The organism is Sphingomicrobium lutaoense, from assembly GCF_014195685.1.
GTDB classification, from domain to species: Bacteria; Pseudomonadota; Alphaproteobacteria; order Sphingomonadales; family Sphingomonadaceae; genus Sphingomicrobium; species Sphingomicrobium lutaoense.
Genome location: NZ_JACICF010000001.1, coordinates 895,047 through 916,352, shown reverse-complemented (window position 1 = coordinate 916,352; position 21,306 = coordinate 895,047). Strand labels below are relative to the sequence as shown.

23 protein-coding genes and 1 riboswitch are annotated in these 21,306 nt (G+C 62.5%); of the genes, 16 read left to right on the top strand and 7 right to left on the bottom strand.

Annotated elements, in window-relative coordinates; translation table 11 throughout:
* Positions 1–50 precede the first annotated feature (50 nt).
* Positions 51–287 (top strand): hypervirulence associated TUDOR domain-containing protein, encoded by a 237-nt coding sequence (locus FHS50_RS04325; RefSeq protein WP_246332950.1) that lies wholly within the window; start codon positions 51–53, stop codon positions 285–287.
* Positions 288–314: 27 nt separating this feature from the next.
* Here FHS50_RS04325 and FHS50_RS04320 read toward each other — a convergent pair whose 3' ends face one another.
* Together FHS50_RS04320 and FHS50_RS04315 are read right to left on the bottom strand one after the other, a co-directional pair.
* Positions 315–1,925, bottom strand: coding sequence for a bifunctional GNAT family N-acetyltransferase/carbon-nitrogen hydrolase family protein (locus tag FHS50_RS04320; protein ID WP_183933137.1), 1,611 nt, complete (start codon positions 1,923–1,925; stop codon positions 315–317).
* A gap of 19 nt (positions 1,926–1,944) precedes the next feature.
* Entirely contained in the window at positions 1,945–3,165 is a 1,221-nt protein-coding gene (locus tag FHS50_RS04315; RefSeq protein WP_183933136.1) for an NADP-dependent isocitrate dehydrogenase, read from the bottom strand.
* Positions 3,166–3,297: 132 nt separating this feature from the next.
* On the opposite strand from FHS50_RS04315, the gene FHS50_RS04310 reads away from it, so the two are divergent.
* Complete coding sequence (locus FHS50_RS04310) at positions 3,298–4,032, top strand: phosphatidylserine decarboxylase (protein WP_183933135.1); 735 nt, start codon at positions 3,298–3,300, stop codon at positions 4,030–4,032.
* Complete coding sequence (locus tag FHS50_RS04305; RefSeq protein ID WP_183933134.1) at positions 4,029–4,805, top strand: CDP-alcohol phosphatidyltransferase family protein; 777 nt, start codon at positions 4,029–4,031, stop codon at positions 4,803–4,805. The genes FHS50_RS04310 and FHS50_RS04305 overlap by 4 nt, the downstream gene beginning before the upstream one ends.
* Here the strand turns inward: FHS50_RS04305 and FHS50_RS04300 are convergent.
* On the bottom strand, positions 4,774–4,992 hold the full coding sequence (locus tag FHS50_RS04300) for a hypothetical protein (protein WP_183933133.1): 219 nt from the start codon (positions 4,990–4,992) through the stop codon (positions 4,774–4,776). The two genes, FHS50_RS04305 and FHS50_RS04300, sit on opposite strands and share 32 nt — an antisense overlap.
* Positions 4,993–5,242: 250 nt before the next feature.
* Here FHS50_RS04300 and rpsB point away from each other — a divergent pair, with 250 nt between their 5' ends.
* From rpsB to fabZ, 11 genes are all read left to right on the top strand, one after another.
* Positions 5,243–5,995 (top strand): 30S ribosomal protein S2, encoded by a 753-nt coding sequence (rpsB, locus tag FHS50_RS04295; protein ID WP_183933132.1) that lies wholly within the window; start codon positions 5,243–5,245, stop codon positions 5,993–5,995.
* Between the two features lie 136 nt (positions 5,996–6,131).
* Positions 6,132–7,052, top strand: coding sequence for a translation elongation factor Ts (gene tsf, locus FHS50_RS04290; protein WP_183933131.1), 921 nt, complete (start codon positions 6,132–6,134; stop codon positions 7,050–7,052).
* Positions 7,053–7,211: 159 nt separating this feature from the next.
* Positions 7,212–7,934 carry a UMP kinase gene (pyrH, locus tag FHS50_RS04285; protein ID WP_183933130.1) on the top strand — a complete coding sequence of 241 codons (723 nt, stop codon included), beginning with the start codon at positions 7,212–7,214 and terminating at the stop codon, positions 7,932–7,934.
* Positions 7,935–7,938: 4 nt separating this feature from the next.
* Positions 7,939–8,496: a ribosome recycling factor gene (gene frr, locus FHS50_RS04280; RefSeq protein ID WP_183933129.1), complete on the top strand. Its 558-nt coding sequence runs from the start codon at positions 7,939–7,941 to the stop codon at positions 8,494–8,496.
* 26 nt (positions 8,497–8,522) lie between these two features.
* The gene (gene uppS / locus FHS50_RS04275) at positions 8,523–9,248 is read left to right on the top strand and encodes a polyprenyl diphosphate synthase (RefSeq protein ID WP_265569019.1); all 726 of its coding nucleotides are present in this window, start codon (positions 8,523–8,525) and stop codon (positions 9,246–9,248) included.
* The gene (locus FHS50_RS04270; protein ID WP_183933128.1) at positions 9,245–9,877 is read left to right on the top strand and encodes a phosphatidate cytidylyltransferase; all 633 of its coding nucleotides are present in this window, start codon (positions 9,245–9,247) and stop codon (positions 9,875–9,877) included. The genes uppS and FHS50_RS04270 overlap by 4 nt, the downstream gene beginning before the upstream one ends.
* Complete coding sequence (locus FHS50_RS04265; protein WP_183933127.1) at positions 9,859–11,031, top strand: 1-deoxy-D-xylulose-5-phosphate reductoisomerase; 1,173 nt, start codon at positions 9,859–9,861, stop codon at positions 11,029–11,031. The genes FHS50_RS04270 and FHS50_RS04265 overlap by 19 nt, the downstream gene beginning before the upstream one ends.
* On the top strand, positions 11,031–12,146 hold the full coding sequence (rseP, locus tag FHS50_RS04260) for an RIP metalloprotease RseP (RefSeq protein WP_183933126.1): 1,116 nt from the start codon (positions 11,031–11,033) through the stop codon (positions 12,144–12,146). The genes FHS50_RS04265 and rseP overlap by 1 nt, the downstream gene beginning before the upstream one ends.
* Before the next feature lie 90 nt (positions 12,147–12,236).
* Positions 12,237–14,864 (top strand): outer membrane protein assembly factor BamA, encoded by a 2,628-nt coding sequence (bamA, locus tag FHS50_RS04255; RefSeq protein ID WP_183933888.1) that lies wholly within the window; start codon positions 12,237–12,239, stop codon positions 14,862–14,864.
* Positions 14,864–15,460, top strand: a complete 597-nt coding sequence (locus tag FHS50_RS04250; RefSeq protein WP_183933125.1) for an OmpH/Skp family outer membrane protein — start codon at positions 14,864–14,866, stop codon at positions 15,458–15,460. The genes bamA and FHS50_RS04250 overlap by 1 nt, the downstream gene beginning before the upstream one ends.
* Positions 15,457–15,936 carry a 3-hydroxyacyl-ACP dehydratase FabZ gene (fabZ, locus tag FHS50_RS04245; RefSeq protein ID WP_183933124.1) on the top strand — a complete coding sequence of 160 codons (480 nt, stop codon included), beginning with the start codon at positions 15,457–15,459 and terminating at the stop codon, positions 15,934–15,936. Before FHS50_RS04250 ends, fabZ begins: the two co-directional genes overlap by 4 nt.
* On the opposite strand, the gene FHS50_RS04240 is transcribed toward fabZ, so the two are convergent.
* Genes FHS50_RS04240 through FHS50_RS04225 form a run of 4 tightly spaced genes read right to left on the bottom strand, consistent with a single transcriptional unit; the run spans position 15,933 to position 20,161 of the window.
* Positions 15,933–16,598 (bottom strand): ABC transporter ATP-binding protein, encoded by a 666-nt coding sequence (locus FHS50_RS04240; RefSeq protein WP_246333062.1) that lies wholly within the window; start codon positions 16,596–16,598, stop codon positions 15,933–15,935. The two genes, fabZ and FHS50_RS04240, sit on opposite strands and share 4 nt — an antisense overlap.
* A 23-nt stretch (positions 16,599–16,621) precedes the next feature.
* On the bottom strand, positions 16,622–17,572 hold the full coding sequence (locus FHS50_RS04235) for a FecCD family ABC transporter permease (protein ID WP_183933122.1): 951 nt from the start codon (positions 17,570–17,572) through the stop codon (positions 16,622–16,624).
* A complete protein-coding gene (locus FHS50_RS04230; protein ID WP_183933121.1) occupies positions 17,569–18,300 on the bottom strand; it encodes a substrate-binding domain-containing protein in 732 nt (243 codons plus the stop codon). Before FHS50_RS04230 ends, FHS50_RS04235 begins: the two co-directional genes overlap by 4 nt.
* Positions 18,284–20,161 (bottom strand): TonB-dependent receptor, encoded by a 1,878-nt coding sequence (locus FHS50_RS04225; protein ID WP_183933120.1) that lies wholly within the window; start codon positions 20,159–20,161, stop codon positions 18,284–18,286. The genes FHS50_RS04230 and FHS50_RS04225 overlap by 17 nt, the downstream gene beginning before the upstream one ends.
* 107 nt (positions 20,162–20,268) lie before the next feature.
* Positions 20,269–20,402, bottom strand: a riboswitch (cobalamin riboswitch).
* 103 nt (positions 20,403–20,505) lie between these two features.
* On the opposite strand from FHS50_RS04225, the gene rpmE reads away from it, so the two are divergent.
* Together rpmE and FHS50_RS04215 are read left to right on the top strand one after the other, a co-directional pair.
* On the top strand, positions 20,506–20,736 hold the full coding sequence (rpmE, locus tag FHS50_RS04220) for a 50S ribosomal protein L31 (RefSeq protein WP_183933887.1): 231 nt from the start codon (positions 20,506–20,508) through the stop codon (positions 20,734–20,736).
* Between the two features lie 3 nt (positions 20,737–20,739).
* Positions 20,740–21,264: a GNAT family N-acetyltransferase gene (locus FHS50_RS04215; protein WP_183933119.1), complete on the top strand. Its 525-nt coding sequence runs from the start codon at positions 20,740–20,742 to the stop codon at positions 21,262–21,264.
* Positions 21,265–21,306: the final 42 nt, after the last annotated feature.

Genomic DNA, 21,306 nt, shown 5'->3' with positions numbered 1-21,306 from the left:
GGCACAATTGTCAAAAAGGCGCGTTTTTTCAAAAAATCGGAAAGGAAAAGATGATGGTCCAGACCAATGCCTTCCACCGCGGGGACCGCGTCGAATGGAACACGTCGCAAGGAAGGATCGAGGGCCGGGTCGTCAAGCGCCTCACTGAAAATTGCAGTATCGAGGATTATGACGTCAAGGCGTCCGAGGATGACCCCAAATATCTGGTCGAAAGCGACAAGACCGGCGAACGGGCTGCGCACAAGCCGGACGCGCTTACGATGATCGAAAGCTCCGACATCGGTTGATCAGAGCCGCGGGCAAATCGGGTGGCTTTATCCCCCGCCCGGTGCCTGCGTTCCCAGAGGATCCTTGCGCGGCGCGGTCTTCCCATGCGCGCCCTTGGGGTCCCATTTGATATCGTAGAGGTCGAAACGGCGATCGGCGAGATTGCGCACCGTGCCTTCGGCTCTCGCCCAGCTGAGGTCGGCCAGATTGACGTCGCTGATCGTCAGTGTCTCGACATTCTCGGTCGCTTCGGCGGCAATCCCGTCCCGGGCGAAGGGGAAGTCGCAGGGCGTGAGGATGCAGCTCTGCGCATATTGGATGTCCATATTGTGGACATTGGGCAGATTGCCGACATTGCCGCTCATGACGACGAAGCACTGGTTCTCGATTGCCCGCGCCTGGCAGCAATAGCGAACGCGCAGATAGCCCTGGCGGCTGTCGGTGCAGAAAGGCGTGAAGATGATCCGCGCGCCTTCGTCGACGAGGCGACGCGCCAGTTCGGGAAATTCGCTGTCGTAGCAGATGAGTACCCCGATCGGCCCGCAGTCGGTGGGAATGGCGTCGATCCCGTCGCCGCCCTTGATGTTCCACCAATAGCGTTCGTTGGGAGTGGGGTGGATCTTTTCCTGCTCATGCACCGCACCGTCGCGCAGGCAGACGAAAGCGACATTCTGGATATCGCCATCCTCGGTGCGCGTCGGATGCGAGCCGCCGATGATGTTGATATTATATTTCATCGCCATTTCGGCGAAAGCGTCGCGGATCTTGGGCGTATATTCGCTCAGCCGCTCGATCGCCTGTTGGGGCGGCAATTCCTCTTTCTCGAAGCTGAGAAGCTGGAGCGTGAAAAGCTCGGGAAAGAGAATGAAGTCGGCTTCATAATCAGAAGCGACATCAACGAAGTAGCGGACATTGTCGAGAAACTCTTCGAGGCTCCTTACCGGGCGCGCCTGTAATTGGCAGGTTGCGATCCGGACGCTCTCGACCCCGCGGGGCAAGCGGAATTTCTTGGGGCTTTCGCGATCGACATAGGGATTGCGCCACACCATGTGGACCGCATGGCCCATCGACCGGCTGTCCTCTCGCAGATATTGCTTGAGGATGCCAATGGGCTCGAAGCCGTTGGCCAGCTGGAAGCGGATCACGGGGTCGTGGATTTCGCCCGCCATGACTTTTTCGAGATAGTCCTGCGGCCCGGTTACGCGCCGCCTCGACCGGCGGTAATTGGGCATTCGTCCGCCAAAGGCGATGCCCGTCAGTTCGAGCTCTTCGGCCAGCTTGCGCCGAGCCTCATATAGGCGTCGCCCGATCCGCGTTCCGCGCACGTCGGGTGAAACGCACATTTCATAGCCGTAAAGCCAGTCGCCGGTGGGGTCGTGGCGACTGCCATAACCACCACCGGTAATTTCGCGCCAGCTATGGGGTTCGAGGGCGATTGCACCCCCGATCCGCATCGAGGCGCAATAGCCGACGATCTCGCCATCCAGCTCGGCGACGAAACAGCCTTGGGGAAAATTGTTGATCTGCCCCGAGATCTCGCCGCGCGAATAGGGCGCGAAATCCTCATAGACGCGGGCAGCGAGCGCCACGACCTTGGGAATGTCGCGGCGCGCGGCCTGGCGAACGTCGAGGCGGGCTTTTGATTTTTGACTTACCATTGGCCCGCCCCCATGTTCCTTACGACCAGTTCGCCATTTCCTTCTCGAAGTTCTGGACGATGGCCTCGAAGAATTGTTCCGTGGTCATCCAGCTCTGGTCAGGCCCGATGAGGATCGCGAGATCCTTGGTCATCTGGCCGCTTTCGACCGTTTCGATGATCACGCGCTCGAGCGTTTCGGCAAAGCGGACCACTTCGGGCGTATCGTCGAACTTGCCGCGATACATGAGGCCGCGAGTCCAGGCGAAGATCGAGGCGATCGGGTTGGTCGAGGTCGACTTGCCCTGCTGGTGCTGGCGGTAATGGCGGGTGACGGTGCCATGCGCGGCTTCGGCCTCGACGGTCTTGCCGTCGGGCGACATCAGGACCGAGGTCATGAGTCCCAGCGAACCGAAGCCCTGCGCCACGGTGTCCGACTGCACGTCGCCGTCATAATTCTTGCAGGCCCAGATGAACTTGCCGTTCCACTTGAGCGCCGAGGCAACCATGTCGTCGATCAGGCGGTGCTGATATTCGATGCCCTTGGCCGCGAACTTGTCGGCGAACTCATTGTCGAACACTTCCTGGAACAGGTCCTTGAAGCGCCCGTCATAGGCCTTGAGAATGGTGTTCTTGGTCGAGAGATAGACCGGCCAGCCACGGTCGAGGCCATAGTTCATGCAGGCGCGCGCAAAGTCGCGAATGCTGTCGTCATGGTTGTACATGCCCATGGCGACGCCCGAGGTCGGGAACTGGTGCACTTCCTTCTCGATCACTTCGCCATCTTCGCCGACGAACTTCATCGTCAGCGTGCCCGGACCCGGAACGAGGAAATCGGTCGCGCGATACTGGTCGCCGAAGGCGTGACGGCCGACGACGATGGGGTCGGTCCAGCCCGGCACGAGGCGGGGGACATTGTCGATCACGATCGGTTCGCGGAAGACCACGCCGCCGAGGATGTTGCGGATCGTGCCATTGGGGCTTCGCCACATCTTCTTGAGGTCGAATTCCTCGACGCGCTGCTCGTCGGGAGTGATGGTCGCGCATTTCACGCCCACGCCATGTTCCTTGATGGCATTGGCGGCGTCGACGGTAATCTGGTCGTCGGTCTCGTCGCGCTTCTGAATCGACAGGTCGTAATATTTGAGGTCGATATCGAGGTAAGGCAGGATCAGCCTTTCGCGGATCCACTTCCAGATGATGCGGGTCATTTCGTCGCCGTCGAGCTCGACGACCGGGTTTTTCACCTTGATCTTGGCCATGTCTTTCCCTGTCGATGCAATGTTTGTTCGGCCCGCGCTCTAAGGATGCGCGGGCCAATAGGCAACCGGTGTGGGACGACAAGCATTGGAGAGGCGATTGTTTCGTCGCGCAACGCGTCCTAAGGAGGCACCATGTCTCAGATCGAAAATCCCGATAGCCAGCTGACCGCCGTGAAATGGCGCTTTCCGGCCGTGCATCCCGAAGGGCGCAAATTCACGCTCATCGCCGCCTTCATCAGCCTGACGCTGTTCTGGCTCCTGCCGGACATCTTCGGTTGGCTGTTCGTCGGCATCACCATCTGGGTCGCGGCCTTCTTCCGCGATCCGGTGCGGACCACGCCTCTCGATCCCAAATATGTGATCGCGCCGGCCGATGGCCTTGTTACCATGATCACCAAGGTGCCGCCGCCGCCCGAACTGGCGGGGGAGGGCGGCCTCACCGATCCCGAAATGTGCCGCGTCTCGATCTTCATGAGTGTCTTCGACGTGCACATCAACCGCACGCCGATCGCGGGCATCATTCGCCGCATCGTCTATGTCCCGGGCAAGTTCCTCAATGCCGATCTCGACAAGGCAAGCGAGGACAATGAACGCCAGCATTTTCTCGTCGAGCGCGAGGACGGGGTGAAGATCGGCTTCACCCAGATCGCGGGCCTTATCGCCCGTCGCATCCTTGCCGAGAGCGAGGAAGGCCAGGCGGTCAAGGCGGGCGAGCGGATCGGCCTCATCCGTTTCGGCAGCCGGGTCGATGTCTATCTGCCGATGGGCACGGGTTCGCGCGTCCTTCTCGGGCAGCGCACCATCGCGGGTGAAACGGTCATTGCCGAACTGGGCGTCGATCGCAGCGTCGCGGGCCGTAGCGAATGACCCCCGAGCCGGTCGATGATATTCCCGCGCGCCGGGGACTGCCGTTCCGCGCGCTCGCGCCCAACGCGATCACCGCTCTTGCCTTGTGCCTTGGGCTCACCGGCGTGCGTTTCGCGGTCGACGGCAATTGGGAAGCCACGCTCTATTGCATCATCGGGGCAGGGGTGCTCGACGGCATGGACGGTCGCATTGCTCGCCTCCTGAAAGCCGCGAGCCGGTTCGGCGCCGAGCTGGATTCGCTCAGCGACAATATCGCCTTTGGCGTGGCGCCAGCACTCATCATGTTCCTCTGGTCGCTGCAATATGCGCCCAAGTTCGGGTGGATCGCCAGCTTGGCGCTCGCGGTCTGCTGCGCGCTTCGACTGGCGCGCTTCAACGCGCAGATCGACGCCGACGAGCAGCCGCACAAGTCGGCGGGATTTCTGACCGGCGTTCCGGCTCCGACCGGAGCGGGGCTCGCTTTCGTCCCGCTCTATGCCTGGCTGATCAGCGGCGATCCCATTTTCAGGGCCTGGTATGTGGTCATGCCCTGGGTTCTGTTCGTCGCGCTGCTGATGATCAGTTCGATCGCGACCTATAGCTGGTCATCGCTCCGGTTGCGGCGCAGTTGGCGCATTCCGGCACTGGCGGGGATCGGCCTTCTGGGTGCTGCGCTCCTGACCATGCCCTGGGTCACTCTTCTCGTGATTAGCATCGGTTATCTCGCGATGCTGCCGTTCAGCGTGGCGAGCTATCGCCGGGTCAAGCAGCGGCGCGCCACTCAGGTGCAATGATCTCGCTGGCGCGGGGGCGGACCCAGCGCAGGGTGACCTGAACGGGGGCATCGCGCCCGTTCGCGATCGGCGAGTTGCCCGCGAGGGCAGCCGAGATCTTGGCGCCATCGCGCACGACCATCACCAGGCCCATGGCCACCAGGAAGAGCGCGGCGACGAAGAACAGTGTGGTAGCAATCATGATCATTCCCCTGTCATTTTGCGGCGGGACCGGTCCGTTTCGACCTGTTCCCCTTCCGTTCTTGTTGGTTAGTTCGCCCTTTGTTCTCATCTTGTCAAGCCCCCGAAACAATTCGGGCGGCAAGCGGTGCGGAAGGGCTTGAACGACAAGGGAAAGTCGGCTAGTTCGCGCGCCATCTCGCAGGCGGGACCACCATACCGGTGCTCCATTATGGGGTGACAGGACCCGCCGAGGATAAACCGGAAGGAGACCAACTATGGCGGCACCTGTCGTCACGATGCAGCAATTGCTTGAAGCCGGATCGCACTTCGGCCACCAGACCCACCGCTGGAACCCGCGCATGAAGCCGTACATCTTCGGCGCGCGCAACGGCGTTCACATCATCGATCTGTCGCAGACCGTTCCCCTGTTCGCCCGGGCGCTCGAATTCGTCCAGCAGACGGTGACACGCGGCGGCAAGGTGCTGTTCGTCGGCACCAAGCGCCAGGCGGCCGATGCGGTTGCGGAAGCGGCCGGCAGCTGCGGTCAGCATTATGTGAACCACCGCTGGCTCGGCGGCATGCTCACCAACTGGAAGACCATTTCCAACTCGATCAAGCGCTTCAAGAGCCTTGAAGAGCAGCTGGCAGGCGACACCGCCGGCCTCACCAAGAAGGAAGTCCTCCAGCTCACCCGCGAACGCGACAAGCTCGAGAAGAGCCTGGGCGGCATCCGCGACATGGGCGGCCTGCCCGACGTCATGTTCGTCATCGACACCAACAAGGAAGAGCTGGCGATCAAGGAAGCCGCGACGCTCGGCATTCCCGTGATCGCCGTGCTGGACAGCAACTCCAGCCCCGAAAACATCGCCTTCCCGGTCCCGGGCAATGATGACGCCAGCCGCGCCATCCGCCTCTACTGCGAAGCGATTGCCTCGGCGGCCAATGCCGGTCGCGGCGACAACGCCGCCGCTTCGGGCGAAGATGTCGGCGCGATGGCCAATCCGCCCGCCGAAACGGCGACCGCCTAAGGCCGGAACCTTGTTGCCCGCCTCGGGCGACACCAGATGAAGGGAAAGGCCGGCACCGCGATGGGTGTTGGCCTTTCCTTGCTAGATAGACCCCCGAAGATGCCCGCGCTGGCGGGCCAGGAAAGGATAACTCAAGATGGCGATCACTGCCGCACAGGTGAAAGAACTGCGCGACCGCACGAATGCGGGGATGATGGACTGCAAGAAGGCGCTTGCCGAAACCAATGGCGACATGGAAGCCGCGGTTGATTGGCTGCGCACCAAGGGCCTCGCCGCTGCCGCCAAGAAGTCGGGCCGCACCGCGGCCGAAGGTCTGGTCGGCGTTGCTGTCGAAGGCACCAAGGGTGCGGTCGTCGAAGTCAATTCGGAAACTGACTTCGTCGCCAAGAACGACACCTTCCAGGACTTCGTCCGCGAAGTGTCGAACCTCGCGCTTCAGGCCGATGGCGACGTCGAGAAGCTGAAGGGCATGCAGATGCCGGTCGGCGGCTCGGTCGAGGAAGTCCTCACCGACAACATCGCCACCATCGGCGAGAACCAGTCGCTGCGCCGCACCGCGCTCCTGTCGGTCGAAAAGGGCGCGGTCGTGTCCTACGTCCATAACGCCGTTGCGCCGAACCTCGGCAAGATCGGCGTGCTCGTCGCTCTCGAAAGCGAAGCCGACGAAGCCGCTCTGATGACGCTTGGCAAGCAGCTTGCGATGCACATCGCCGCTGCCAACCCGATGGCGCTCAATGGCGAGGATCTCGATGCCGACATGATCGAGCGCGAGCGCGAAATCGCCAAGGCCAAGGCCGTGGAATCGGGCAAGCCCGAGAATATCGCCGAAAAGATGGTCGAAGGCTCGATTGCCAAGTTCAAGAAGGAAAATGCGCTTCTGTCGCAGCTTTTCGTGATGGACAACAAGACCCCGGTGGCCGACGTCGTAGCCGCGGCCGGCAAGGAAGCGGGCTCGCCCATCGAGCTGAAGGCTTTCGAGCGCTTCCAGCTCGGCGAAGGTATCGAAAAGGAAGAAAGCGATTTCGCAGCCGAAGTCGCTGCGGCTGCCGGAAACTAGGGCAGATCGCGAATTTTCGATCGTGAAGAGGGGCGTGCGCCAACCGGGCGCGCGCCCCTTTTTTCATGTCCGCTACTGGCCCCTTTTGCCTTGGCAGCGGCCCCTCTGCGCCCTAAGGACAAGCGCGCATCACCATTGGCAGAAATTTGCGGAGCCTTCATGACCCGACCCCATTTCAATCGCATCCTGCTGAAATTGTCGGGCGAAGTGCTGATGGGTAAGGGCCAGTTCGGCATCGATCCCGAAACCGTCACGCGCATGGCGCAGCAGATTGCCGAAGCGAAGGAAGCGGGCCACCAGCTGTGCATCGTCGTCGGCGGTGGCAACATCTTCCGCGGCATCGCGGGTGCCGCCAAGGGCTTCGACCGCACCAGCGCCGATTATATGGGCATGCTGGCTACCGTCATGAACGCGTTGGCGATGCAGAATGCGCTCGAAAAGCTGGGCGTCGACACCCGCGTCCAGTCGGCCATCCCGATGGCCTCGGTGTGCGAACCCTATATCCGCCGCCGTGCCCTGCGGCACATGGAAAAGGGCCGGATCGTCATCTTCGCCGCCGGCACGGGCAATCCTTATTTCACCACCGATACCGCCGCTGCACTGCGCGCCGCCGAAATGGGCTGTGACGCCCTCTTCAAAGGCACCAGCGTCGATGGGGTCTACAATGCCGACCCCAAGTCCGATCCGGGCGCGACCCGTTATGACAGCCTCGGTTTCGGCCGGGTGCTCGCCGACAATCTGAAGGTCATGGACGCCGCCGCCGTGGCGCTGTGCCGAGACAATAATATCCCGATCGTCGTGTTCAACATCCGCGAACAGGGCAATCTTGCCGACGTTCTCGCGGGCGAAGGAACCGCAACGATCGTCCAGAACGAGGAGTGATCTGATGGCTGCTTATGACAAGGCCGACCTTACCCGCCGCATGAATGGCGCGATCGAAGCACTCAAGCATGACCTCGCCGGTCTGCGCACCGGACGCGCCTCGACCGCGCTCGTCGATCCCATCCAGGTCGAGGTCTATGGCGCGATGATGCCGATGAACCAGGTCGCCACCGTCTCGGTGCCCGAGCCCCGGCTGATCACCGTGCAGGTGTGGGACAAGTCCAACGTCACTCCGGTCGAAAAGGCGATCCGCAACGCGGGCCTCGGCATCAATCCGGTGAGCGACGGCCAGATGATCCGCCTGCCGCTTCCCGATCTTACCGAGGAACGGCGCAAGGAGCTTGCCAAGCTCGTTGGCCAATATGCCGAAAAGGCCAAGGTCGCGGTTCGCAACGTACGCCGCGATGGCATGGACGCGCTCAAGACCGATGAAAAGAACGGCGAATTCGGCGAAGACGAGCGCAAGCGTCACGAAGCCGAGGTGCAGAAGCTCACGGACGACAAGGTCGCCGAGATCGACACCGCCGCCGACGCCAAGGAAAAGGAAATTCTCGGACAGTGAAGCCTGATCGCGCCTCTCGGGGGGCGGTGACCGGCGCGTCCGTGGAAGAGGGGGCGGCCACGCCGCGCCATGTGGCCATCATCATGGATGGCAACGGCCGCTGGGCCGCGCGCCAGGGCCTGCCGCGCGTCGCCGGGCATCGCGCGGGTGCAGAGGCCGTGCGCAAGACCCTGAAAGCCGCGGTGAAGGCAGGCGTCGAATGCCTGACCCTTTACGCATTCTCCTCCGAAAATTGGCGCCGCTCCGAGGAAGAGGTCACCGACCTCAAGGGGCTGATGCGCTATTATCTCGAGCGTGAGCTGGACGAATTGGCAGGGCAGGGGGTCCGCCTCGATTTCATCGGCGATCCCAGTGCCTTCGGGCCCGAACTTTGGAAAAAGCTCGAGGCGGCGCGCGACCGCACGCGCGACAATGACCGGCTGCATCTCGTAATTGCGCTCAACTATGGCAGCCGCGCCGAAATCGTCGAAGCGACCCGCGCAATCGCGCGCGACGTAGCGGCCGGCAATCTCGATCCCGATGCCGTGGACGAGACACATCTGGATGCGGCGATGCAGACCGCCGCGCTTCCTCCGCTTGATCTTCTCATCCGCACCTCGGGCGAGATCCGTCTTTCCAACTTCCTGCTGTGGCAGGCTGCCTATGCCGAGCTGATGTTCGTCGACACCTTGTGGCCCGACTTCGATGGCGACGCCCTTGACGAGGCCTTGGCGGCATTCTCCCGGCGGCAACGCCGCTATGGTGGCCGATGAACGAACTCGCGATCCGAAGCATCGCCGGCGTGGCGATGATCGCCATTGCCATTCTCGCAACGGTGACGGGCGGATATGCTTTCGCCTTGCTGGTCGCGGGTGTTGCGACCGCGGTCTATTGGGAATGGATGCGCATGGTGCGGCCTTGGTCCTTCCCATGGAAGATCGGCGGCTTCTTCTACGCGCTCATTCCGGCACTTGCGCTTCTCTGGGTGCGCGATCGGGCCGATAACGGTCTCGAACTGGTTTTCTGGATCTTCATCGTGACTTGGGCGACCGACATCGGCGCCTATGCGGCAGGCCGGAAGATCGGTGGCCCCAAGCTGGCGACCAGGATCAGTCCGAACAAGACCATCGCAGGCCTGTTCGGCGGCATGTTCGCCGCAGGGCTCGGCGGGGCGCTATGGGCTGAATATGCGGGTCTGGGCCCACATTATTTCTGGCTTGGCGCGGTCATGGCGTTCCTCGCACAGGGCGGCGACCTCTTCGAAAGCTGGATGAAGCGCCGGGCAGGCGTGAAGGACAGTAGCAATATCCTACCCGGCCATGGCGGTATCTTCGACCGCGTCGATGGCCTGATGGTCGTGGCCGTCGCCGCCGCCGCGCTTTCATGGGTGAATTTGCTGTGACCCGCCGGATTTCCATTCTCGGCGCGACTGGATCGGTGGGCACCTCGACGCTCGACCTCGTCGAACGGCATCCCGACCGCTTTCGCGTCGAAGCGCTGACGGCCAGGCGAAACGTTGCCGATCTGGCTGAGGCAGCACGCCGCACCGATGCTCGTCTCGCGGTGATTGCCGATGAGGCGTTGCTCCCCGATCTCGAGGAGGCGCTGTCCGGCTCGTCCTGTCGCGCTGCGGCAGGTGAGGATGCCCTGGCCGAAGCTGCAAGCGGCGATGCCGACTGGGTAATGGCCGCCATCGTCGGCTGCGCAGGCCTCGCTCCGGCCATGGCCGCGATCGACGCGGGTAAGACATTGGCACTCGCCAACAAGGAATCGCTCGTCACCGCCGGGCAGCTGATGATGGATCGTGCGAGCGAGCGCCAAGTCGACATCCTGCCGGTGGATAGCGAACATAACGCTATTTTCCAATGCCTTGGCAATCGCAGTTGTGACGATGTCGCACGCCTCATTCTCACCGCCAGCGGCGGGCCTTTTCGCACCTCCACCGCCGATGAGATGTCGGGCATGACGCCCGAACAGGCGGTCGATCATCCCAACTGGTCGATGGGCGCGAAAATCTCGGTCGACAGCGCCACGATGATGAACAAGGGCCTCGAACTGATCGAAGCCCATCACCTCTATGGCCTGCCGTCGGAGCAGATCCATATCGTGGTCCACCCGCAATCGATCGTGCACAGCCTTGTGGAATTCATTGACGGATCGCAGCTTGCGCAGCTCGGGCCCTCGGACATGCGTATCCCTATCGCCCATGCGCTTGCCTGGCCCGAGCGGATGGAGACCCCTTGCGAGCGGCTCGACCTCACCAAAGTGGCACGGCTCGACTTCGAAGCTCCCGACGAAAATCGCTTCCCTGCCTTGCGCCTCGCACGCCAGGCGCTCGAGGCCGACACCTCGCGGCCGGTCGTTCTCAATGCCGCGAACGAGGAGGCGGTCGCCGCCTTCCTCGAAGGCCGGATCGGTTTTGCCGACATCGCTCGTCTCGTGGAAGAGGCGCTTGACGGCGTGGAGGCCAGCGCGCCAGCCTCGATCGATGACGTCATTGCTCTTGACCAGGAAGCACGCCATTTCGCTCGCGATAAGATCGGGGAGATGGTCTGATGCTTGAACAGCCATCGGTCTGGCTCGCGATCATTGCTTTCGTCGCGGCGATCGGCCCGCTCGTTTTCTTTCACGAACTTGGCCATTATGGCGTGGCCCGTCTGTTCGGTGTGAAGGCGGAGGCCTTTTCGATCGGTTTCGGTCGCGAAATCGCCGGTTGGACCGACAAGCGCGGAACGCGGTGGAAGGTGGGTTGGCTACCCCTCGGCGGCTATGTCCGCTTCGCAGGCGATATGGATGCGGCCAGCCGCCCCGCACATGGCGATGGTGATCCTGACCATTTCCAGAACCGCCCCGTCTGGCAGCGTTTTCTGATTGTGTTGGCGGGCCCTGTGTCCAATTTCCTGCTCGCGATCCTGATCTTCGCGGCACTGTTCATGACGCTGGGAACGCTACAGTCGAGCAACGTGGTGGGCGAGGTCGTTCCCGACAGCGCAGCCGCCCGGATGGATCTGCGGCCCGGTGACGAGATTCTCTCGATCGAAGGGCAAGGTACCGAACAATTCAGCGATGTCGCGCGGATCGTATCGCTCCGACCCGACGAAAACGTCGAATTGGTTATCAAGCGGGATGAACGGCAAATCACGCTGAAAGGGCAACTCGGCGCAATCGAGGAAGAGGATCGCTTCGGCCAGAAAGTGCGTCTCGGCCTCCTCGGCGTGGCAAGCGCGGAGGCGCGTTTCGACCGGGCCGGTCCTGTCACGGCATTGGGCCTGGCCACCAATCAGACAGTTGGTCTGACCCGTTCGATCGTAGACGGTCTGGGCCAGATCATCACCGGCAAGCGGTCGATCCGTGAATTGGGTGGTCCGCTAAAAATCGCACAAATCTCGGGACAGGCATGGGTGTTGGGGCTTTACAGCTTCATCTTCCTCGTCGCTCTGCTCTCGATTAATCTCGGATTCATCAACCTCTTGCCAATTCCTATGCTCGATGGCGGACATCTTGCCCTTTACACGATCGAGGCCGCGCGGCGCCGTCCGCTCTCCGAAGCTGCCCAGGAACGTGCGTTTCGTGGTGGCCTGGCCTTTCTCCTGATCTTCGTTCTTTTCGTCACCTTGAACGATACGGTGTCGATAGGACTTTTTGATCGGTTGCAACGCTTGATTGGTTAGGCTGCATCGGGCAGGGGAAGGCACAGGAACCAAGCGCCATCCGAGCATGGGTGGCGCGTCATGATTGAAGAGTAGGCGGGGATCTTGAACCTGAATTATCGCGATCGCTTCAAGCGCGTCAGCACCGGACTTCTTCTCGGCACCGCATTGGGCGGACTGACCCAGCCTGCCTGGGCGCAGGATGACCCGCTGGCACCGCAGCCCGTGCCGCAGGCTGCCGAACCGCAGGTCCAGGCCCAGGCCGAGCCGCGCACCGGCGTCATCCGTTCGATCTCGGTCACCGGCAACAGCCGCATCGAGCCCGAGACCGTGACCGCCTATGCCAATCTGCGTCCCGGCGACAGCTACACCGCCGAAACGCTCGATGCCGCGCTGCGCGCTCTCTATCAGACCGAGCTTTTTCGCGACGTCGTGATCACGGGTGCCGATACCGGCAACATCATCATCGCGGTGCAGGAAAACCCGGTCATCAACCGCATCGTCCTCGAGGGCAACCGTCGCCTGAAGGACGACAAGATCGCTCCCGAAATCCGGCTCGCTCCGCGCCAGATCTTCACGCGCTCGAAGGTACGTGCCGATGTCGAGCGCATCATCGAGCTCTACAAGCGCGAAGGCCGTTTCGCGGCCGTGGTCGAGCCCAAGATCGTCGAGCTCGACCAGAACCGCGTCGACCTCGTCTTCGAGATTGTCGAAGGCGAAGTCTCGAAGATTCGCTCGATCAACATCCTCGGCAACGAGCAGTTCAGCGACGGCAAGCTCAAGAAGGAAATGTTCTCCAAGGAAGCTGGCGGCTTCCTGGGCTTCCTCAAGTCGAATGACAGCTACGACCCCGACCGGCTTGCCGCCGACCAGCAGAAGCTGCGCGCCTTCTACCTGACGCAGGGCTATGCCGACTTCCGCGTCGTTTCGGCACTCGCCGAACTGACCCCCGACCGCGAGGACTTCGTGATCACCTATGTGGTCGAGGAAGGTCCGCGCTACCAGTTCGGCAAGGTCGAAGCCGATAGCGCGCTTCGCGACTTCACCGAAGAACAGGTGATGAGCGCGGTCACGATCAAGGAAGGGCAGTGGTTCGACGCCTCGGCGGTTGAGGACAATATCGACAATCTCAACCAGATTGCCGGTCTCCTCGGCTATGCCTTCGCCGACATCCAGCCGCGCTATTTCCGCGACCCCGAAACGCAGAAGATCGACATCACCTTCCGCGTCGGCGAAACGCAGCGTGTCTATATCGATCGCATCGACATCAACGGCAACACGGTCACCCGCGATAATGTCATCCGCCGCGAATTTCGGGTTGCCGAAGGCGATGCCTTCAACGCCGCGGCGATCCGTCGCTCTGAAGACCGCATCAAGTCGCTCGGCTTTTTCCAGGAAGAATTGGAAATCAAGCAGGAGCCTGTCGGCGAGGACCGCGTCGCGCTCAATCTCGACGTCGAGGAACGCTCGACCGGCGAGGTGCAGCTTTCGGCAGGCTTCTCGAGCCTCGAACGCTTTCTCCTGTCGGCCTCGATTGCCCAGCGCAACTGGATGGGCAAGGGCCAGCAGCTCTCGGCGGGCGTGAACTGGTCGCGCTATTCGAAGTCGGTGCAGCTCGGTTTCGTCGAACCCTATTTCATGGGTCGGCAAATCCTGCTCGGCGGTGACATCTATCGCCGCGATTTCAACAGCTTCAACTTCATCGGCAACCAGCGCAACACCACCTACAGCCAGAACAGCACGGGTGGCGGTATCCGCCTCGGTTTCCCGGTCACCGAATATTTCAGTTTCGGTGCGCGCTATCGCCTCGTCAATGACGAGATCGACTTGTCGCGCAGCCTCTTCTTCACCGATCCCGATGGCGACGGCCCGCTCGAGGCGGAGTGCGATCCGCTCAAGGCCGGCAACTATCTGTGCGACGAACTGGGCACCCGCCTGACTTCGTCGATCGGCTATACGCTCGCCTTCAACAACACCGACGGTCTTCGCGCGACCCGTGGCCAGCGCTTCAGCGTCAGCCAGGATTTCGCTGGCCTCGGCGGTGACGTGAAATATCTGAAGTCGAGTGCCAACGCCGCCAAATATTTCCGCCTGCCCGCCGACTTCATTCTCTCGGTGCAAGGCGAGGGGGGCTATATCCATCCCTTCGAGGATAATGGTGACGAGTTCCGCGACGATATCCGCCTCACCGACCGTTTCTTCGGCCCGCAGAGCTTCCGTGGTTTCGACATTCGCGGCATCGGCCCCCGGGTCGAGCGCGTGCTCTTCGACGAGGATGGCAATCTCGTCGAACAGAAGGACGATTTGGTCAGCAACGCGTTGGGCGGCCGGGCCTATTATTTCGGCCGTGTCGAACTCGAAATCCCGGTTTCGGCCAGCTTCCGCAACTTCGGCCTTCGCCCGTCGGCGTTCGTCGACGTCGGCTCGGTCTGGAGCCTGACTTCGCCCGAACTCACCACGGTGGGGCCGCTCTGCCTGCCCACCTCGACCGACAATGGCGAAGTGCCTGTCCGCGTCGACCCGGGCGCAGACTGTCCTGCCAATTTCGCCGGGACCGGTGATTATGGCTTCACCGAATTTTTCAGGGGGAACTCCGCGAGCCCGCGCCTTTCGGTAGGCGTCGGGGTCAACTGGGTGTCACCGTTTGGGCCCTTGCGCATCGACTTGGCCAAGGCGCTCATCAAACAGGATGGCGATGACACCCGCCTCTTCTCATTCAATGTAGGAACCCAGTTCTAATGATGAAAACTCTTCTTCCGGCGCTGATCGCCGGCTCCATGGCCATTCCCGCTGCCGCGGCTGCCCAGTCGCTGCCTTCGGCTTCGGTCGGCGTCGTCGATTTGAACAAGCTGCGCTCGGAATGCACCGCTTGCCAGACTGCGCTCGCCCAGCTCCAGCAGCAGCAGCAGCAGCTCGGCCAGCGCCGCAACGAGCTGGCCGCTCCCTTGAACACCGAAGGCCAGGCCATCCAGGCCGAGGTTCAGGCGCTCAATGGCAAACAGCCCAGCCAGGCCCTCCAGCAGCGCGTCCAGTCGCTCCAGCAGCGCGAAGCGCAGGCCAATCGTGAACTGGCGCAGCGTGAACAGGTTCTTCAGCGCAACGCTGCCTATGTCCGTCAGCAGATCGACGCCCAGCTTTCGCCGGCGCTCGATGCCGTGATGACGCGCAGGAAGGCAACCGTCATGATCGACGTCTCGCAGAGCCTGCGCCACAATCCGGCGGTGGACCTCACCAACGACGTGATGGCGGAGCTGAACAAGCGCCTCACCACGCTGGCGACCGTCGCTCCCGCGCCGCAGCAGCCGGCGCAGCAGCAGACTCCGCAGGGTCGATGAGCGAACAGGCCGAGAGTGCCGTCATGGGTCCGCTGGATGTCCGGCGGGTCATGGCGGCATTGCCGCACCGCTATCCGCTGCTTCTCGTCGACCGTGTCGAGAAGCTGGTGAAGAATGAATCGATCACCGCGATCAAGGCGGTGTCGATGAACGAGCAATTCTTCCAGGGACATTTCCCCGGACGTCCGATCATGCCCGGCGTGCTTCAGGTCGAAGCGCTCGCTCAGGCAGCAGGTGTGCTCGCGGTGGAGAGCCTCGATCTCGCAGGCTCGGGCAAGCTCGTTTACTTCATGGCCATCGAGAATGCGAAGTTCCGCAAGCCGGTCGAACCCGGCTGCCTGCTTCAGCTAGACGTCAAGATTGTCCAGATGCGCCGCAATATCTGCAAGTTCGAAGGCACGGCCTCGGTCGACGGACAAACCAGCTGCGACGTCTCCTTTACGGCGATGATCGCGGACCCTCCCGCCGACGGCTAGAGCGTCCAGGAGGGCGCCGCGCCATGCAAACGAAAGGTCGCCGCGAACAGGGGTTCGTTGGCGACCTTTTCGCTTTTTCCGTCCGCAATGATCTGGCCCTCGCGCATCAGGAGCAACCGGCCAAAGCGGCCAACCAGCGCGAGATCGTGCAAGGCGGCGATGATCGTCGTCCCGCCCGCTGCCGCATCCTCGAGCAAATCCGTCACCTTCAACACCCAATAGGGGTCGAGATTGGCGAGCGGCTCGTCGAGCAGCAGCACCGACGGCTCGAGCGCAAGCGCGCGTCCCAAGAGCACGCGCCCCCGCTCACCCGTAGACAAGGCATTGGACGGACGGTCGAGCAGCGGCTCGAGTTCGAGATGCGCGACCATCCGCTCGACCGAATCTTCCTCGACCGGCGAGGGCGAAAGGCGCAGCACGCGCGAAACCGGAATGGGCCATTCGAGCAAACGACTGGCGGGCAGATAAGCGATACGATGCGCCCGGGCGGCAGGTGGGAGCGAGCATAGGGGCTCGCCATCGATGCACAGACGGTCTGCCTCGCCTGTTATTCCCGCCAATCCTCGTAAGAAGCTGGTTTTCCCGCTCCCATTGGGTCCGACCAGACCGATCAGCTCACCCTCTCCCGCGGCGAAGTCGCTCGGTGATAGCCTTCCGGCCATGCGAAGGGCGCGTGCTTCGATCCTCATGCCACGCTCCGCGGTCTGAGCGATAAAAGGATCATGACGAAAAGCGGGGTGCCGACCAATGCGGTGATCACTCCGACCGGGATGGGTCGTCCCTCGGGCGCGAACCGTACAAGAATATCGGCCGCCACCAGAGTGAAGGCGCCGAGCATTCCCGCTAGCCCGATGGCCTTGCCCGGATGGCCTTTCATTAACGAGCGCGCGGCGATCGGTGCGATCAGGCCGACGAAGCCGATCGCTCCTGCGACCGAGACACAGGCACCGATTGCCACTGCGCTCAACACCATCGTGCGCCGCGCCAGTCGCGCCGGGTCCACGCCCATTGAAGCCGCCACGTCGCCCCCCAGTGCCATCAGGTCGAAGGCCATGCGATCCTTCCAGATCCACAGACAGGCCAGTGCGGCAGGGACGAGGGCGGCGATTGCCTGCGTCCAGCTGCGTTCGACAAGGCTTCCCATCAGCCAGCGCCACATATCGTAGAATGCGTAAGGCGAGGGAGCGAGGGCGAGCAGGAGCGAAGTGGCCGCGCCCGCGGCAAGCGCGATGGCAAGGCCCGCAAGCAGCAATCGCGCGGGATCGGCTCCGCGTCCGGCAATGAGGAACAAAAGCAGGAGAGCGCCTCCCGCGCCGAACGCGCCGCCCGCTGCCATGGCGAGCGGGGCAGTAAAACCGACGACATGCGCCATGCCAACCGCGCCGAATGCCGCGCCCGAGGAGGCGCCCGTAATGTCGGGCGAGGCGAGGGGATTGGCAAAAATCGCCTGCAATGCCGCGCCCGTGATACCCAGCGCCGCGCCATAGCTGATGGCAAGCAGCGTCCGCGGCGCCCGCAGTTCAAGCAGGATCAGTTCGGCAACCTCGCCATCGACACGCGCAAAGACGTCAAGCGGCCAGAGCAGGTGCATCAGCGCAAGCGCCATCAAGGCGGCAAATGCCAATCCCTGTTTCATCGCCGGCGCAGTTCCTCGGCCAGGTCGAGCATCAGCGGCCCGGCACAAGTGAAGGGTCGTCCGTCCACTTTCCTTGCCCGCTCGATCTTCGCTTTGACCAGCGGATGCGCCAACCATTCAGCATTGCGGCTATATTGTCCGGCCCGATAATCACTCAGCAGCAGTGGATGTCGCGCTGCCGCGACCTGCTCGATCCTCCCTAGACCGCTACCGAAGGGTGCGAGCCGAATGCCCGCCAACCGAAGCCACCCATCGGCGCTTTCTCCCGGGTAGGCACCCGAAGCACTGACCCAATGACGGGGGCGAGGCGGCGGAGCGCTGGCGGCAAGGCGGCGATAGCGCCCGAGCCAGTCCCGCGCAGGGGCTTTACCGCTGAACATGGACGCGAACTTCCGGACATTGTCGGCCACATCGCCCGGACCTCGCGCAAAGCCGAGTGATACCAGGCGAATGCCAAGGCGCTCGGCCAGTCTTCGACGCGACGGATCGATCGGCCGCGTGGTGAAGGCGATCGATATTCCCCGACCGGCAAGGCTCTCCAGGGCGCCATCGTTCGCCGCGACCGACTTTGCCATCGGCGCCAAGGGCGATTCTGCCTCGTCTTTCACTAGATGGCTCACGGACGCGATCCGTTCGCGGGGAGCGAACAGCAACAGATATTCGTCCGCGCAAAGGTCCAGCGAGGCGAAAAAACCCGTCGAGGCGGCAAGACTAGCGAGTGAAAGCAAGGCCAATATGGATTGCCCTTCCCATTGCGTGATAGCCCACGACATCCTGATAATCGCTATCGAACAGATTGCTCCCGCGCAGCGTAAGGCGCAGCCTCGGATTCATCTCATAAGCCACGCGTGCCGAGGCCAATACATAAGGCTCCAGCTTGACCCGCTGCGCAGGGAAAAAGTCGAAGTCGTCGTCGAAACGCGATCCCACGAGAGCGAGCGACGAACCATATTCCCAGCGCCCGTGGATGCCAGTCGCCATGATGGCGGCTCGATGCTGGGGCCGACGGTTTTCGCGCAACCGCTGTTCGCCCGGAGCTTCAGGCCCTTTGGCGTCGAGATAGCTGTAATTGCCGACCAGTTCGAACGCGGGAGAGGGTCGCCAGCCGGCCTCAAGTTCCAATCCGCGACGCTTGCTCTCTCCCATTCCATTCGCGGTGGTGGAGGTAAAGCTAGCCGGGTCGAATATATCGACGATTTCGCTTTCGAGGTTATGGCTGAACCAGATCATGCTGGCGCGCAGTTTGCCGTCGTCGAAACGAAGGCCGACGTCATGGCCTCTGCTGGTCTCGGGCTCGAGCGCCGGATTGCCGACGAAGCTGCCGGGAAAGAAGCCATAGAGATCGTAAAAGCTGGGCTGGGCGATCCCTTCGCCATAATTTGCCACCAGCGAGACATGGCCGCCGAGCGGAAGGAGGCCACCCAGTGAAATGCTGGTCGTATCGGCGAAGGCGCTGAAATCGTCATGCCGGAGGGCCAATTGAAAAGTGGCACCGCTGTCATGCTCGGCAAACCATTCGACGGTGAAGCCCGTACGGTCGCGATCCCGCCGTTGGTCGGTAAAACCGCCATAGATGCTGTCGTCGGCGCGAAAATCTTCGCCTTCATGGTCGATGGCCAAGGTGAGACGGTGGTCGAAAGCCAGGGCCGACGCCCGCACGCTCGCGCGCCCGTCCACGCTATATCGTTCCGCACTAGTCCGGTTGATCTCGGAATTATCGCGATGATGGACATTTTCGGACGCAAGGACACTGCCACCCACGACAAGTTTGAACCACTCGGCAGGAGCAATTTCGATTGCCGCCCGTGCCGCGCCCAGCCGATAGTCGCTCCGGTCTTCGGTATCGGCGCGCCGGAAGGTCAGGGGATCGAAGCCGTCGAACTCGCTTCGTCCATCGACCGCAAAGCCGCTGAGCTGCAAACCCGCGCTCTTGCCCAGCGAGAGGCGTCCGGACAGGCGGGCATTGAGATTGTGAAAGCCGTCCTTCTCGCCGCCGACGCCGAAACTGTCGATCCCGTCGGACCGCTGACCTCCCATTGCAAGGACCAGGCCTTGATCCTCATTCCCGAAATCCAGGCGCGCCTTGCCCGACAGATAATCGAAGCTGCCTGCCTCGGCAGTCAGCGAAACCGTCTCCTCGTCCCCGGCGGGCACGGTGCGCAGCGCGAGTACACCGCCCAAGGCTTCGCTGCCCCAGATGGCCGATTGCGGCCCGCGCGAATATTCTATGATGTCGTAAAGACCGTCCGCCGCCAGTTCGAAGCGCGCTTCATTGCCCGCGGCGGGGTCATTGGCCTTGATCCCGTCGATGAACAGCAGGCTGTGGCTGGCTTCGGCGCCGCGGATCCGCAATTGCGCCTGCGTTCCCGAAGGTCCGGTTTGCGAAATGGACGCGGAGGGCAGCAGGCGCAACAGCCCGATGGCATTGTCCTCGCCTAGCCGCTCGACCGTTTCCGCATCGATGATGCTGATGGGCTTGCTGCTGTCCTCGATCCGCTCGGCTTCGCGGGCGGCGGTGATGATGATGGCGTGATCGTCGCTTGGCGGAGCTTCCTCGATGATCGGGGGAGGGGGCAGATCCTGGAACATGTTCTTTTCCTTCTTCCATGACGAAGTCGTCACGGCGGAAAAGGCAGAGCGGCCGCTATGGGTCGCGCACCCCAGTTCCACGCCCCACCGCTGGTCCCGGCAGAGGAGACGGACGACGAAGCGAGGTCGGTATCTGGCTTGCCTTGCGGCTCACAGTTGCGGGCACAGCGCCGGATTGCTCACCGGCTTCCCTCTTCGTCGCCTCCATTACAGGGGCGAAACCTTGCTTCTGGTGCGGCGGCTATGTCAGGCGGCTTTTGCTTGTCAAGCGGGGCAATAGGGGTTAGGGGGCGCTTCGATCTTTCCCGGACTGGTCGGAAACCAGTCAAACCATGGAAAAAATGATGAAAAAAGATACCCATCCCGATTATCACATGATCAACGTCGAAATGACCGACGGCACCACCTTCCAGACCCGTTCGACCTGGGGCTCGGAAGGCGACACGCTGCACCTCGACATCGATCCCAAGACCCATCCGGCCTGGACCGGCGGCACCCGCCGCGCGTCCGAAGGTGGCCGCGTCGCACGCTTCAACAAGCGTTTCGGCGGTCTTTCGCTCAACAAGAAAGACTAAGGGGTGGGCGCGCATCCCGCGCCGGTCCTGACAACCGAAAGACTGATCCTTCGCGGCTTCGTCGCGGAGGATTTTGTCGCGAAACAGGCAATCATGGAAAAGCCCGAGGTGCATCGCTACCTCGGGTCGCCGATGACCCGTTCCGAGCATTGGCGCCGCGTGGTGAGCGCAGTCGGCCAGTGGATCGTGCGCGGCTATGGCGGCTGGATGGTCGTGCGCCAGTCGGACGACCGCCTGATCGGCGATCTCGGCCTGTTCGATGCGCAGCGCGGCATCGGGTTCGATGGCGAGCCCGAAATGGGCTGGATCTTCGATCCCGAGGCGCAGGGGCGGGGCTATGCCCGCGAGGCCTGCGAAGCGGTGCTGGATTGGGCCGACCGCGAACTTTGCCGCGACATCTGGGCGATCATCGAGCCTGCCAATCGCCCGTCCTTCGCGCTGGCCGAAAAGCTGGGGTTCGCGGTGGTCGACCGGGCCGAACTGAACGGCGAGCCGATCGACATATTGAAAAGGGTGCCGCGCCCCTAGCGCAGCACCCTCCCATCTTCAGTTTGAATAACCCTGGAAAGC

Coding starts and splice junctions, on each gene's coding strand:
- FHS50_RS04240 (WP_246333062.1), bottom strand. CDS start 16,598: ATGGCCGGAAGGCTATCACCGAGCGACTTCGCCGCGGGAGAGGGTGAG.
- rpmE (WP_183933887.1), top strand. CDS start 20,506: ATGAAAAAAGATACCCATCCCGATTATCACATGATCAACGTCGAAATG.
- rpsB (WP_183933132.1), top strand. CDS start 5,243: ATGGCGGCACCTGTCGTCACGATGCAGCAATTGCTTGAAGCCGGATCG.
- pyrH (WP_183933130.1), top strand. CDS start 7,212: ATGACCCGACCCCATTTCAATCGCATCCTGCTGAAATTGTCGGGCGAA.
- FHS50_RS04315 (WP_183933136.1), bottom strand. CDS start 3,165: ATGGCCAAGATCAAGGTGAAAAACCCGGTCGTCGAGCTCGACGGCGAC.
- tsf (WP_183933131.1), top strand. CDS start 6,132: ATGGCGATCACTGCCGCACAGGTGAAAGAACTGCGCGACCGCACGAAT.
- FHS50_RS04270 (WP_183933128.1), top strand. CDS start 9,245: ATGAACGAACTCGCGATCCGAAGCATCGCCGGCGTGGCGATGATCGCC.
- FHS50_RS04225 (WP_183933120.1), bottom strand. CDS start 20,161: ATGTTCCAGGATCTGCCCCCTCCCCCGATCATCGAGGAAGCTCCGCCA.
- fabZ (WP_183933124.1), top strand. CDS start 15,457: ATGAGCGAACAGGCCGAGAGTGCCGTCATGGGTCCGCTGGATGTCCGG.
- FHS50_RS04265 (WP_183933127.1), top strand. CDS start 9,859: ATGGGTGAATTTGCTGTGACCCGCCGGATTTCCATTCTCGGCGCGACT.
- frr (WP_183933129.1), top strand. CDS start 7,939: ATGGCTGCTTATGACAAGGCCGACCTTACCCGCCGCATGAATGGCGCG.
- FHS50_RS04325 (WP_246332950.1), top strand. CDS start 51: ATGATGGTCCAGACCAATGCCTTCCACCGCGGGGACCGCGTCGAATGG.
- rseP (WP_183933126.1), top strand. CDS start 11,031: ATGCTTGAACAGCCATCGGTCTGGCTCGCGATCATTGCTTTCGTCGCG.
- FHS50_RS04250 (WP_183933125.1), top strand. CDS start 14,864: ATGATGAAAACTCTTCTTCCGGCGCTGATCGCCGGCTCCATGGCCATT.
- FHS50_RS04305 (WP_183933134.1), top strand. CDS start 4,029: ATGACCCCCGAGCCGGTCGATGATATTCCCGCGCGCCGGGGACTGCCG.
- FHS50_RS04310 (WP_183933135.1), top strand. CDS start 3,298: ATGTCTCAGATCGAAAATCCCGATAGCCAGCTGACCGCCGTGAAATGG.
- FHS50_RS04320 (WP_183933137.1), bottom strand. CDS start 1,925: ATGGTAAGTCAAAAATCAAAAGCCCGCCTCGACGTTCGCCAGGCCGCG.
- FHS50_RS04235 (WP_183933122.1), bottom strand. CDS start 17,572: ATGAAACAGGGATTGGCATTTGCCGCCTTGATGGCGCTTGCGCTGATG.
- FHS50_RS04300 (WP_183933133.1), bottom strand. CDS start 4,992: ATGATCATGATTGCTACCACACTGTTCTTCGTCGCCGCGCTCTTCCTG.